The organism is Nocardiopsis prasina DSM 43845 (genome assembly GCF_000341265.1).
GTDB lineage: Bacteria > Actinomycetota > Actinomycetes > Streptosporangiales > Streptosporangiaceae > Nocardiopsis > Nocardiopsis prasina.
In genome coordinates this window covers 40,425-54,219 of record NZ_ANAE01000098.1, presented here as the reverse complement: position 1 = coordinate 54,219, position 13,795 = coordinate 40,425, and the positions used below count along the sequence as shown (strand labels likewise).

The 13,795-nt window shown below is 69.7% G+C and carries 8 protein-coding genes and 1 pseudogene; 3 read left to right on the top strand and 6 right to left on the bottom strand.

The window, feature by feature from the left end; translation table 11 throughout:
* Positions 1-218: 218 nt before the first annotated feature.
* The 3 genes from D452_RS0108535 (at position 219) to D452_RS0108525 (ending at position 3,606) form a co-directional block, all read left to right on the top strand.
* Entirely contained in the window at positions 219-1,301 is a 1,083-nt protein-coding gene (locus tag D452_RS0108535) for a pilus assembly protein TadG-related protein (RefSeq protein WP_017543739.1), read from the top strand.
* A gap of 222 nt (positions 1,302-1,523) precedes the next feature.
* Positions 1,524-2,429 (top strand): endonuclease domain-containing protein, encoded by a 906-nt coding sequence (locus D452_RS0108530; RefSeq protein WP_239646344.1) that lies wholly within the window; start codon positions 1,524-1,526, stop codon positions 2,427-2,429.
* Between the two features lie 352 nt (positions 2,430-2,781).
* Entirely contained in the window at positions 2,782-3,606 is an 825-nt protein-coding gene (locus D452_RS0108525) for a hypothetical protein (protein ID WP_239646345.1), read from the top strand.
* A gap of 31 nt (positions 3,607-3,637) precedes the next feature.
* On the opposite strand, the gene D452_RS0108520 is transcribed toward D452_RS0108525, so the two are convergent.
* The 6 genes and pseudogenes from D452_RS0108520 to D452_RS0108495 form a co-directional block, all read right to left on the bottom strand.
* Positions 3,638-4,792: a pectate lyase family protein gene (locus D452_RS0108520; protein ID WP_017543736.1), complete on the bottom strand. Its 1,155-nt coding sequence runs from the start codon at positions 4,790-4,792 to the stop codon at positions 3,638-3,640.
* 264 nt (positions 4,793-5,056) lie between these two features.
* Positions 5,057-6,775: an ABC transporter family substrate-binding protein gene (locus tag D452_RS31000; RefSeq protein WP_026129096.1), complete on the bottom strand. Its 1,719-nt coding sequence runs from the start codon at positions 6,773-6,775 to the stop codon at positions 5,057-5,059.
* A 101-nt stretch (positions 6,776-6,876) separates the two neighbouring features.
* Positions 6,877-9,033: pseudogene (locus D452_RS27945) on the bottom strand (ABC transporter ATP-binding protein); the annotation flags it as partial.
* Between the two features lie 17 nt (positions 9,034-9,050).
* Positions 9,051-9,956 carry an ABC transporter permease gene (locus tag D452_RS0108505; RefSeq protein WP_017543733.1) on the bottom strand — a complete coding sequence of 302 codons (906 nt, stop codon included), beginning with the start codon at positions 9,954-9,956 and terminating at the stop codon, positions 9,051-9,053.
* A 79-nt stretch (positions 9,957-10,035) separates the two neighbouring features.
* Positions 10,036-11,016 carry an ABC transporter permease gene (locus tag D452_RS0108500; protein WP_017543732.1) on the bottom strand — a complete coding sequence of 327 codons (981 nt, stop codon included), beginning with the start codon at positions 11,014-11,016 and terminating at the stop codon, positions 10,036-10,038.
* 608 nt (positions 11,017-11,624) lie between these two features.
* Positions 11,625-13,241 (bottom strand): hypothetical protein, encoded by a 1,617-nt coding sequence (locus D452_RS0108495; RefSeq protein WP_017543731.1) that lies wholly within the window; start codon positions 13,239-13,241, stop codon positions 11,625-11,627.
* Positions 13,242-13,795 lie beyond the last annotated feature (554 nt).

Sequence of the window (13,795 nt, the reverse complement as noted above, 5' to 3'; positions counted from 1 at the left end):
GCTCCCCCCGCCGTGTCACGGGTGTCACCTGGGGTGACGGGACACTCGTCCACAGGGTCCGGGGCTCTGCCTTTCGCTGTCGTGCCCGCGCGGGTTAAGCTGCGCCGGGCAGGGGTTTCACGCGCACTCCCCCGACCCGGGCCGCTGCCCCCGAAACAACCAGCTCCTCCCGATCCCGCCTCCCCCGCCCTCCGCGGGGACCGACCCCCCGGACCACCATGCGAAGGCCCACTTCCGCCCCGGTACGCAAACGCCAACTCCAGGGTCGCCGCGACGACGGTCAGGCCAACGTCCTGCTCCTGTTCGGTCTGACCCTGAGCCTGCTCGCGCTCACCGTGCTGTTCGTGCGGGTGGGCGCGGCCAATGACATGCGTTCACAGGCGCAGACGGCCGCTGACGCGGCGGCACTGGCGGCTGTGGCGGGGCTCCGGGACCACGCGGCCCGCCAGCTCGCTGACGGAGTCCACCCCATGCCCCGGTATGACGAGGAGATCGCCGAGTCGCGCGCCGAGACGTACGCCCGCAACAACGGCGGCGTGCTCACGGACATCCGGGCCAGTGACAACGCCATGGGCCGCTTCGGCAACATCGTCCGGGTGGAGGTGCGCGGCGCGCTCTGTCAGAAGGAGCTGACGGAGGACGGGTCCCGTGCCTGGAACGACGTCGTGTGTGACGGCGAGGAGGACGACGCCACGTCCTTCGAGGGCACCGCGGCCGCCGTCGCGATCATCGATCTCTCCGCGGACTGCGGCCGCGACGGCGACGGACTGGTGTGCGGCGGCGACGCCGTCACCGACGAGGAGCAGGCCTCGTCCTACTTCGACGTGCACCTCATCGACCGGGAGGGGCAGTTCAAGTTCGACCCGAACTCGGTGTTCGGCGGCGGGGCAATCACCGACTGCGGTTCCCTCGGCGGGCTCCACCCACAGATGTGCGCGGCGCACGAGGCGCTCAACCAGGAGTTCCCCGGCTTCTACCTGAGCGCGGGCGGATACCGGGACGAGGACAACAGCGACCACGGCTACGGCGAGGCGGTGGACTACATGATGGCCGACCTGGGCGCGACGCCGACCCCGGAGATGGACGCGACCGCCATCGAGGTGATCGACTTCCTCATCGCGAACGCCGAGGACCTCAACATCAAGGGAATCATTTACAACTACCACATCTGGAGCCCCAGCAGAGATAATCCCGGGCCCTGGATGGAGGTCAAGCGTCCGGCGAACACGGTGTACAACAACCCGACCCTGGACCACGTGGACCACATCCACCTGTCCGCCGGTCCACCGCCCTTCCGGTAGTCCTCCAGCCACGTCTGGTCCGGGGGCGCCGAGCGGGTTGCGGTCAACGGTCCGCGCCGGTTTCCCCCGTCATGTGCTCGGGCTCCCTCAACCCTGCCGCGAGTTGTCCACAGATTCGGATCGGGGCTTGTCCAGGGTGGTCCGGCGACCGAACCTGGAGGCATGAAGCGAGACCGCCGTGTTCCCTCTGGTTGTTCCCCGCTCTTCCCGCTCCCCCGCCCCGTGCCCCGACCCGGGCCACGCCGTACGGAACCCCCGCCGCGACGACCCTCCCCGCTGACGGGGCCGCCGCCCGACCACGACCTCCTCCTGCGCACGCTGCGCCCCGTCCTGGCCCAGCTGTCCCCGGACGCGGTGGCCTTCGGTCGAACGGCCGCCTACGTGTGGGGAGTCGATCTGCACCCGCAGGGCACCTCCGTGACCCGCAACCGGCTGCATGTGGCGGTACCTCCGGAGGTCGAGGGCGCTGCTCGGGCCGGGGTCATCGCGCACCGTGAGCGCCTACAGGAGGCCGAGCGCACCCGGGTGCACGGGGTACTGGTGACCACACGGGCAAGGACCGCGCTGGACGTGGCGGTGCAGTCGACCTCCCTGTACGCCGCGACCGCGGCCCTGGACCGCTTCCTCGCCCTGCGCCTCACCTCGGAGGAGCGGTTGCGGGCCGCCGCCCTGGTCCACCCCCGACGGTCCCAGCGGCAACTGAGGCGGGCGCTGGGGCTCGCCGACGGGCGCAGCCAGTCGCCCGCTGAGAGCTGGACCCGGGTCCTGTTGCACCAGGTGGACCTGCCCAGGGCCGTGCCGCAGTGTCCGGTCTCCACCATGGAGGGCGACTTCAGGGTCGACCTGGGTTGGCCCGCGTACCGGGTGGCCGTGGAGTACGACAGCGCGGAGCACCACTCCCTTCCGATCGACCGTGCCCGCGACCGACTGCGGTACCGGGCCATGGAGGAGGCCGAGTGGATCGTGATCCCGATCGGCGTGTTCGACCTGTGCGCCCGCCCGGCCGGGTTCCTGCGCCGGGTGATGGGGGCGCTCACCGAACGGGGCTGGTCCGGGACGCCGGAACGCACGGCCGGGGTCTGGCGGGCCATCCGTCGGATCGAGCGCCATCCCCCGCGGTTGGGCTAGGCCGTTCTCGGCGCAGGTTCGCGCGGGCGGTCACGGCCACATGCGGACACCGAACGGATGCGTACCGTGGCCGCTCCCTCCCCCTGGGCGCACACGTCACGGACCCGGCCGCACGGGACCGGACCCCCGGCGCACCCTGGTCGAACGTGTCCGGGGCCGCACGGTGGGGCCGACAGGTCGGCGGCGCCGGGCCCCGCGCACCCCGCTCCGGGCCCCGTGGCGGGCCGCCCGTTCGTCGGTGGTGACAGCGATGATGTTCGCCCGACCCCCGAACGGAGCGGTGAGTTACCGCGTCGTACTCCGCGTAAGCGGTACCCCCCGATCGTCGAGCCGCAGAATCGAGGCGTTGTCAGTGTCGACGTCGATGCCGTCCACGGAGCAGGAGCTGGAGGACGTCCCCGGGAAGCCCAACTGGCTGCTGAGCCTGTTGGTGGCCGTGGCCAGTCTGGCGGTGGTCGCCAGTGGTTGGAGCGTGGCCCGGCTGACGCTGGACGTGGAGGCCGCGGTGCCACCGTTGGCGGACCCGGGCGGAGTGGAGTCGCCGCTGGTGCGGGCCGTGGACGCCGACCCCTCGGACCCGGAGGTGTTCCTGGAGTCGGCCGTCCAGGAGGTACGGGACGCCCCCGCCCTCCATGTGAGCTACACGCGGACCGTGGAGGGTGAGGAGCCCGCCCAGGGGTGGGCCCGCCACGAGCCCGGCTCCGACACCGCCTTCGAGCACTACTTCGAGTCGTCCGAAGGGGTACGGGTCTACCGCTACGACCTGCCCGGCACCGGATTCATGATGACCGCGGAGAAGGGCCTGCCCGGCATGACCGTGCTGACCCAGCCCACGGAGGCCGACCGCCGCCTGTGTTCGGAGGAGTTCGTCCTCGGCGTCCTGGAGGACCTGGTGGAGACCGCGACGGACCTGGAACTGGTGGGTTCGGAGGAGATCGAGCTCCCCGAGAGCACCCGCGGGGTCGGGGCCAGCACGCACACCGCCTACCGGTACGGGGGGACCTTCGCGACGGAGGCGGGCGAATACCTGTCCGAGCCCGGTCGCAACAGCCTGGTCCCGGTCCCCGAGGCCCGGTTCGACCTCTGGGTGGACGAGGGCGGCCACCCGCGAAGACTCAGCTACACCGCCCCGGACGGGTTCGGTGAGACCTACGACTACCACCCCGTGGGGATCTAGGAGGTGCTCCGCCGCTGTTCACGGGCGGCGGTCAGTCGGTTCCGGCCCGGCTCATCACCAGCTCGGGAACGTTGACGGTGTCGTCGAGTTCGTAGGCGTAGGGCGGGTCGGGCACGGTACCGCGCGGCTCGGGCTGGTCGGAGTCGACCAGCAGGTTGTCGCGGGTGACCACGTTGCCCGGTTCGTCGGGCTCGGCGGACACGGAGACCGGGGTGTTCTCGAAGTAGTTGCCCTCGACCAGCACCTGCGAGCCGTGCGAGGACTGGACGCCGTACTCCGGGTTGGCGCGGAAGTAGTTGTTGAACACGTGGACGTGCTCGGCGTTGCGGGCACGGGGGTGACGTTCGGAGGTGCCGTCGAAGAAGTTGTGGTGCACGGTGACCCGCAGCGCGCCGGGCTCGTCGTCGTCGCCTCCCACGGTGACCGCGGACTCGGCCTCGGTGAAGTGGTTCCACGAGAGGGTGACGTGGTCGGCGCCGTCGGTCACGGAGATCAGGGAGTCGTCCTCGCCACCGGAGAAGGTGGAACCGTCCACCCACACGTGGTGGGCTCCTCCCCTGAGGGTGATGGCGGGGCCCGTGGAGACCATGCCCAGGTTGGCGAGGATGACGTTGTCGGCGCCGTCCACGGTCAGACTGCCGCCGCTGAGCTCGGCGCCCTCCCCCACACCGAGGAGGGTCTTGTCGGAGGCGATCCGGACGGTGCCGTCGAGGTCGATCTCGCCCTCCACCTCCACCACGAGGGGCTCCTCGGCCTCCAGGTACTCGGCGAGCTGGTCGGCGTCGGTCGCGGTCACGGTCTCGCCGGCCGCTCCTCCGGTCACTCCGGGGTGTTCGGCCGGGGCGTCCTCCGCGGAGCCCTCCGTGTCCTCGGGGTCGGGGACCTCCTCTTCGGCCGAGGCCTCCGCTTCGTCTCCGGGGTTCCCGTCCGCCTCGTCCTCGTCCACCGGGCCGGCCAGCACCATGGGCTGGTCCGCCCAGCCGACGGGGGTGCCGAAGGGCCACTCCTCCTCGGGCGTATCCGGGGGCGGGCTGGACTCGTCCGCCTCTCCGGTGTCGGGGTCCACGGCGGCACCGACGGGGGGTTCGAGGGTGTCGTCCGTGTCCTCCTCCGGCCGGGAGCAGGAGGTGAGGGCCACACACAACAGAGCCGCCAGGCAGGCGGCGGCGAGAGGGTGGAGTCGCATCTGGAACTTTCCAACGAGCGGGGCGGGGGGGAGGGGAGGTGTCGGGGCTTCGACGATTCTCTCAGGCGGGGGGAGACACCGAACACACCGCCCGCGCGGTCCCGCCCCGTGCGAGCACGACGAAGGGCGTCGGCCCCCGTCCGACGGGGGCCGACGCCCTCACTGTCACGCCTCGCGATCACTCACCGTGGCCGCGAGGGGCTCCCCGGTGCCCGGTGTGGACACCGGGGACGCCCCGTGGAGGCACGTCACCCTGGGGTGGCGCTAGTCCTCCTTGGCCCAGCCGATGTCCTCGTAGACGTAGTCGGCCGCCAGGCCGTACTCGCCCCAGTTGTGCAGATCCTCGTTGACCACGTAGAGGCCGGGACGCTCGAACAGCGGGATGGTGACGACCTCGTCCCACAGCAGCGCGTCGATCTCGTTGGCGATCTCGGCGTAACGCTCGGGGTCGGTCTCGATCGCGAGCTCGTCGAAGAGCTCCTCGATCTCCGGGGTGGAGTGCTTGCTGTTGTTGGCGCCCCAGTCCTCGCCGTCCTCGTCCAGCGGCATGCCGTAGTTGCCCTTGGTGGTGGAGGAGAAGGGGGAGGTTCCGACGAGGACGTAGGTGACCATCTCGTAGTTGCCGGGGGTGACGTACTCGGAGAAGAGCGCGTTCGCGGGCACCTGCTGGACGTCGACCTCGATACCGACCTCGGCGAGCATCTGCTGCGCCATCTCGCCCTCGTCGACGGCCAGGTCCATGCCCTCGGAGGCCACGTAGGCCAGGGTGAGGGTCTCGCCGTCCTCGTTGGTCCGGATCTCCTCACCCTCTTCCAGGGTCCAGCCGGCCTCGTCGAGCAGCTCGGCGGCGCGGTCGAGGTCGCGGTCGCCCAGGTCGCCGCTGTTGTCCTGGTAGCCGTTCTGGCTGGAACGGAGGAGGCGGTTGACCTCGCCCGTGATGGGCCAGTCGACGGCGCCGAGCGCGACCTCGGCCATGGTGTCGCGGTCCAGGGTCATGGCGATGGCCTGACGGACGCGCTTGTCCTCGAGACGCGGGCTGGAGCCGTTCAGCGCGGTGAAGCGGTGGCCGTGGTTGACGGCGCGGGTGAAGTAGGCGCCGTCGCCCTCCATGTCCTTGACGCGCTCATAGCCGGCGGCGTCGTAGCCGAGGTAGAAGCCGTCGACTTCACCGTTGGCGAAGGCACCGGCCTGGGCGCTGGTGTCGAGGCCCGCGAAGATGATGCGGTCGAGCTTGGCCTCGTCACCCCACCAGTCCTCGTTCTTGTGGACGGTGATGCGGGAGGCGACGTCGTCGAACTCCACGTCACCGAAGGGACCGGCGGTGACGGGGATGTCCTTGTTGTAGCCGTCGGCGAAGAGCTCCTCGTCCTCCATGTACTCCTTGGGGTACAGGGGGGAGAACAGGGTCGGCCACTCGCCGTAGGGCTCCTTCATCTTCAGGGTGAAGGAGTGCTCGTCGTCGCCCTGGACGATCTCGTCGATCCACTCGTAGCCGGTGGTCGAGAGGATCTCGAAGTCCCCGTCACGATCGCCCTTGCGGGTGATGACGGTGGCCTCGTAGTCCTCCCAGGTGATCGGCTCGCCGTCGGACCAGACGGCGTCCGGGTTCAGCGTGTAGTCGACCTCCAGGCCGTCGTCGCTCACGCCGTACTCGAGGACGTAGTCCTCGTTGGGGGCGAACCCGCCCTCGGCGTCGTAGCGGCTCGCCGACGGCATGACGGCGGCGATGACACGACGGACGTCGCCCTTGTTGCCCTGCACGTGGTTCATGTTGTGCTGCTCTTCGTACTCACTCAGAGCCCAGACGAAGTCACCCCCGTCCTGGAGGTCGTCGCGGTCCGCCGGGTTGAGGTCCTCAGCGGCGAGGGAGGCCTGCTCCTCGCGGGCGTCGTCCTCGCTCTGACCATCATCACTCGCGCAGGCGCTGGCGAGCAGCACCAGTGCGGCCACGGGCGCGAGATAACGCGCCTTCCCGATACGCATGGGGATCTTCCTCCTAGGGGTGGTCTGACCGGCGCGCGGGGCGGCGTCGGCCTTGCCTTTGGTGAACCGTGGGTCAGGCAAGACCCGCNGAAAACCCCCCCCTGCCGCTCCGAGAAGTGGCAGGCCGAGGCCTGGTCTCCTCCATTGGTCGGCAGGATCGCCGGTTCGGCGCTCATGCACGTCTCCTGGTCGGACTCCGAGAGAGTGATGAACTTCTGGCACCTCGTCCGGAAGCTGCAACCCGTGGGCGGGTTGGCGGGGCTGGGCAGATCGCCTTCCAGAACGATGTGCGTGCGTGCCCGCTCGCGTTCCGGGTCGGGAACGGGGATGGCGGACAGCAGGGCCTGGGTGTACGGGTGGCTCGGGTGCCTGTAGACCGACCCGGTGTCGCCCAGCTCCACGATCTTCCCGAGGTACATGACCGCCACCCGGTCGGCGATGTGCCGGACCACGGACAGGTCGTGCGCCACGAACAGGTAGGCGAGCCCGAGCTTGGCCTGGAGTTCCTCCAGCAGGTTGATCACACCCGCCTGGATGGACACGTCCAGGGCGGAGACCGGCTCGTCGAGCACCAGGAGCTTGGGTTCCAGGGCCAGGGCTCGCGCGATGCCGATGCGCTGGCGCTGACCGCCGGAGAACTCCGCCGGGAACCGGGTGGCGTGTTCGGTGTTGAGTCCGACGAGCTGGAGCAGCTCGTAGACGCGCGCGGTGACCTCCCGGGACGGGACCCTGTGGGTGCGCAGCGGCTCGGCGATGATGTCGAACACCGGCATGCGCGGATCCAGGGAGCTCATCGGGTCCTGGAACACGATCTGCATGTCACGGCGCAGTGCGAACCGCTCCGTGCGGGACAGCTTGGAGACGTCCCTGCCCATGACCTCGACGCTGCCCCGCTGGGGCTTCTCCAGGCCCAGGATCTCCATGAGGGTGGAGGACTTCCCGCAACCGGACTCCCCCACCAGCGCCAGGGTCTCCCCCTCCCGGATGTCGAAGTCGAGGCCGTCCACCGCGAACACGGTGCCGACGCGGCGCTTGAAGACCGCGCCCTTCATGAGGGGGTGGTGCTTGATCAGGTCCCGGACCCGCAGGACCTCGGGCAGGTCCTCGCGCCGCTCGGAGGAGACCTCGAACTCGGGGATCTCGGGAACGGGGTAGATGTCCTTGGCGGTCCAGTCGTTGGCGTCGATCTCGCCGGAACGGATGCACGCGGCCCGCTGGACCCCGGTGTCCTCGACGCGGACGTGGTCGTCGTCGAAGTCGTGCCTGGACCCGATCATGAGCAGGTCCGGTTCGGCTGCCTCGCACTCGTCCTGCGCGATGGGGCACCTGGGGGCGAAGGGGCATCCGGGCGGCAGGTCCGTGAGCGAGGGCGGAGTGCCCTTGATCGGGACCAGCGCCCCCTGGTCCTCCAGGTCCATGCGGGGCACGGCGCCGAGCAGGCCCATGGTGTAGGGCATGCGGCTGTTGTAGTAGATCTCGTCGACGGTGCCGATCTCCACCGGCCGCCCCGCGTACATGACCAGGAGTCGGTCGACGAACCCGGCGACGACGCCGAGGTCGTGCGTGATCATGACGATCGCCGCGCCGGTCTCCTGCTGTGCCGTGCGCAGGAGGTTGAGGATCTGCGCCTGGATGGTGACGTCGAGGGCCGTGGTGGGCTCGTCGCAGATGATCACGTCGGGGTCGTTGGCCATGGCCATCGCGATCATGACGCGCTGGCGCATACCGCCGGAGAACTCGTGCGGGAAGGAGCGGTAGCGGTCCTCGGCGTTGGGGATGCCGACCAGGTCGAGGAGTTCCACGGCTCGGCGGCGCGCCTTGTCCTTGCCTCCCCTGGGGTTGTGCACCATGACGGCCTCGGCCAGCTGGTCGCCCACCGTGTACACGGGGGTCAGGCCGGACAGCGGGTCCTGGAAGACCATCGAGATGACCTTGCCGCGGATGCGGGCCATCTCCTTGTCGGACTTGCCCAGGAGTTCCTCACCGTGCAGGCGCACGGACCCGGTGATCTCGGCGTGTTCGGGGAGCAGTCCCATGGCGGCCATCGAGGAGACGGACTTGCCGGAGCCGGACTCGCCGACGATGCCCAGTACCTCGCCGCGGCTGACCGCGTAGCTGACGCCTCGCACGGCCTTGACGTCGGGATTGTTGTTGAAGCCACGGAAGGTGACCGTGAGGTCGGTGACCTCCAGGACGGGGGTCGACCCCGTGTTGGCGGTGTTCTCGGACTCCGTGTCCGCGATGGTCTCGGTGCTCATTGGTGGGCCTTCCCCTACTAGGACCGACGCGACTTGGCGGTGGGGTCGAGGGCGTCGCGCAGCCCGTCCCCGATCATGTTGACGGCCAGGACCAGCAGCACCAGCAGAGCCGTGGGGAAGACGAAGACCCAGGGCGCGGTGGTGGCGAAGGACGCTCCGTCAGCGATGACCACACCGAGGCTGACGTCGGGCGACTGCACACCGAGACCGAAGTAGCTCAGCGCGGTCTCGCCGATGATCGCGGTGCTGACCATGATCGTCGCGTCGGCGATGAGCAGCGACGACATGTTCGGCAGGATGTGCCGCAGGATGATCTTGTAGGGGGGCACGCCCATGAAGCGGGCGGCGTGGATGTACTCGCGTTCACGCAGGGAGATGGTCAGTCCCCGGACCATCTTGGAGGTGACCATCCAGCTGAAGGCCGCCAGCAGGATCACCAGGATGAGCCAGCCGCCCTGGCCGACGAAGTGTCGGGACAGGATCGCGAGAATGACGAAGCTGGGCAGGACCAGGGCCAGGTCGGCGGTCCAGGTGAGGGCGCGGTCGGTCAGTCCGCCGAAGTAGCCCGCGAAGGCACCGATGAGGGCGGCCATCACCGTGGAGATCGCGGCCACGAGCAGACCGATGAGCAGAGACTTCTGCAGACCGGCGGTGGTCTGGGTGAAGATGTCCAGCCCGGTCCGGTTGGTGCCGAACCAGTGGTCGGGTGAGATGCCCTTGAGCAGGGCCCCGTAGTCGCGCTCCCCGACGTTCCACGGGCTGATCACGGGCCCGATCAGGGACAGGACGATCAGCAGCACGAGGATCACGATGCCGACGATGACGCGCCGGGTGGAGATGAGCTGCCGGGCGATGTCCTTGAGCCGGCTGGGCGCGGGCGGCGAGGTGGGGACGTCCTGGGGCGTCTCGGTGGTGGTGGTCATGGCGTGGTCTCCAACATGGCTGCTGCGGTGGCGTCCGGGAAGGGCTCGCTGGTGCTGGTGGCGTGGCGGTTCGGCATCGTCACACCCGGACCCTCGGGTCGAGCCAGGCGTAGAGGATGTCCGAGAGGAACGACGCCGCCATGATGGTGACGGCCATGAACCAGGAGACCGCCGCGACCACGTGCACGTCCTGTCGCGCGATGGAGTCGATGAGCCAGGCGCCCATGCCGTGCCATCCGTAGATCTTCTCGGTGAAGGTCGACCCGGAGACCAGGGCGCCGAAGGTGAAGGTGAAGTACGTGATGGTGGGGATCAGTGCCGTCCGCAGGGCGTGCTTGAACAGCGCCTTCCTCCGGGTGAGCCCCTTCGCCATCGCCGTGCGCACGAAGTCCGAGCCCAGCACGTCCAGCATCATGTTGCGCTGGTAGCGGGCGAAGGCCGCGAACAGGGCGAGCGCGAGCACGAGGGTCGGCAGGATCGCGTGGTGCACGCGGTTGAGGAGGGTCTCCCAGAGGTTGCCCTGGAAACCCGCCGAGTACTCGCCGACGTACTTCAGGAAGGTGAATCCGAGCCCGTCGTTGATCGCCACCGCGAGGACCTGGATGACGATCGCGATCACGACCGTGGGAATCGAGAGCACGAAGAAGGAAGCGCCGGTGGCGGCCTTGTCGAAGAACCGGTACTGGCGTACCGCGGCGTAGGCACCGATCGCGATGCCCAGGGCGCTACCGAGGAGGGTGGCGACGGTGATCAGCCGCAGGGTGACACCGGCCTTCAGCCACATCTGGGCGGTGACGTCGCCGCCCTGGATGTTCTTGCCGAAGTCACCGGTCAGGACCCCGCTGATCCAGGTCACGTAGCGCTGGGCGAGCGGCGTCTGGTCGTTGAGGTTCAGCGAGTCCAGCTGGGTGTTGACCACCTCGGGCGGCGGCGGTGGCTGCATCTGCTCGAAGTAGACGCGCGGTTGAAGATTGGTGGCCGCGAGCACGTACGCGAAACTCGTCGCGATGAAAATCAGCACGACGTAGTTCAGCAGCCGTCTGGCCAGGAACTTGCCCAAAACTATCTCCGAACCTCACAGCCGAGCCCGGCGCTTGACCTGTCTTGATCTGTTGTGAGTCACCAGCACGGGGAGTGACACGGGTCGGGCAGGGTTCGTGGGCTCCGATCGGTTAGTCCGGGTAAGCGCCCAAGCTCTGCCGACACCGCGGGGATCACCCCCAGTGACCGCCGAAACACACTGGATTCCAGTTCACGGTCAGTGACCGGAATGTCAAGATTCTGGGGGATCACTAGACACTTGCTGGTAACCACCACATCAAGAAAGGACAACGGTGGCAATTTGGGCAGCAAGTTCGCATGCAATTGTCAAGTTTGACACGCAACGCAGCACTCCAACTCCATTGCGTCACATAGCCGCACTGACCTGGACAAAGGGGAGGCACAAACACGGATCACGTAAACGACGTTTACAGAAAACCGCTCCCGAAGACGTTTCGCCACCCGATCGGTCGACGTTCGCAACATGCCGGAAACGATCCCCCTCCGCGCGTCGACCAGGACCGAACCAGCACGCGGGCATATTACCCTCAGTCACAAAAGTGGCGATGTCCGGCGATCTCCGTTCCTCCCCGCGGCCCCCGAATTCGTCACCGTGGGTGACACGCGTTAACACCGACTAAGCACCGTCCCTGACGCGGTCTTACGAACGGCACCCTCAGCACCCTCTGCCACCTGCACGGATTCGAGCGACGTGGCCAACACCGGAGGACGGACACGCGGTACCAGCGGGGCCGGAGAACCGGACCGCACCGCACCCCACCAGGTGCCCAGCGAGCGCGCCGCGTCACCGGCGACGGACAGACCCGTCCATGCCAGTGGCCCCACCGGGGCCACACCGTGGCGGCGCCGCCAGGACACCAGGTGAGGAACGGTCAGCACCGCGGCGGCGATCAGCGCCCGCTTCCCCGGCCGCCGCGCTCCCCTGCCGTAACGGGGCGAACGCCGGATGCCCGGGGACAGGTCCGCACGGCGCGGGCGTTCGCGGGCCCAGACCACCGCGCCGCTGACGGCCACCGCCGCGACGAGCGGCCAGTGGGCCGTCCGCGCGAACCGTGCTCCGGTGCGCACCGTGTGCGCCAGGTCCATGGTCACCGGCCGCACCGTGTCCCTGGCCGGGACCCCGGCCTCCCGTACCAGTTCGCGTGCGGTCGCGGCTCCCCCGAGCGCGCACACCGCCAGGCCGGCCAGCGGACGGCCGGACAGGGCCAGGCCCAGGCCGACCACGCCGGACAGCGGCAGCTCGGGACCGGCCGCACCCCGCCCGTGCCTGCGCGTCAGCGGCCCGGCCGCAGCCCCGGCCTCGAACCGGGAGAGCAGATGGGAGCGCAGGTCCGTGAGCGGCGCCGTGCGCACCCGCGACCGGGGCTCGTACCGGACCGTCCATCCCCGCTCGGCCAGTCGCCACAGCAGGTCCAGGTCGGCCGTCGCGCCGAGGGAGGGGTCCGGTTCGGCCAGGCCCCGCCGCACGAACAGGGCGGGCACCGGTTCCGGCGACGCGGCCGGGCCGTGGGTGGGCGCGGGTCGGCCGGGGCCGGGCCCCCAGGGCAGGATCGGCGCGGGGTCGGGTCCCCTGTCGGCGTGCAGGGCACTGAGGGAGGCGACGAACATCCCCCGGGGGCCGCTCCGCACCCGTTCGGCGAGGACCCTGGGCACCACCGCCGCGACACCCGGGTCGGCGAAGTGACCGAGGGCGGTGACCAGCCAGCCGGGCGCGGGCCGGGTCCCGGCGTTCACCAGGGCGACCACCGGGGCGTCGCAGACCCTGAGCGCGACCGCCCGGGCCTCGGCGCCGTCCAGGGGTCCGGGCACCACGTGCAGGCCCCGGGCGCGGGCCACCTGGGCGCCCAGAGAGGTGGCGCCGACCACCACCGGCCTCAGGTCCGGGTGCTCTTGCCTGAGCCCGTCCAGGGTGGCCTCCAGTTCGAGGTGGCGTTCGGCCCCGACCACGGCGACCTGCACACCGGGAACAGGGGCCGCCGACGCGGGCCGTGGGTGGGCCAACCCGGCGTCCACCAGCGCACGTGCGATCCGGCGTTCACCTTGGTGGGCGGGCATGGCTCCGCTGAGCCAGCGGATGACCGCGCTGACGCCCTCGGGCGGCAGGCGCAGGGCTCCGGGCGGTGAACCGCCGACGAGGACGTGGCCCTCGTCCGTGAGTCGGACGGCGCGGTCGATCTCGACGCCGAGGCCGACAGGCAGGGGGTCGGGGGTGGGCGAAGCCATGCCTCCTACCCTCTCGGGTGATCCGCGCCACGCGCAAGGCCGAGGCAAGCGGCAAATTTCGGGAGGTCTTCACCAAATCGTTATTCGACCTTGAACCGCCGCAGCGGCGCGTATCCCCGCCGATATCCGACCCCCACCGGGCCCACCCACCCGACCGGAACCCTCTTTGGGCAGTTCAGAGGGGGTTACCCTGTCCGGACCAGGTCGGCTGGGTCGTCAAGGAGGCACGGAGCGTATGCTGAGCGCGATTAGGCCCTTCAGTGTCGTAGGGCACACCCCCCACCACACATGACCACCCTCCACGGCCGGCCCTTCGGCCTCGCCACCGTCCCGTGTGAAGCCCCGCGGCTTCTCCGCCATCGCATGCCGCCGCCCTCGTGCCGCGTCCCCAGCGGCACCGAGCCGTGTCCCTCCCTGCTCCCGGGGGCTTCGCCCCGTGTCTGCATCCCGCGCCGTGACCCGTTCCGGGCATGGACGCGTCCAGGGCCAGGCGCCAGTCCGGCCCTGCCCGCGAACACACATCCTCGGGGAGTGAACCCACTTGTGTGAGACCG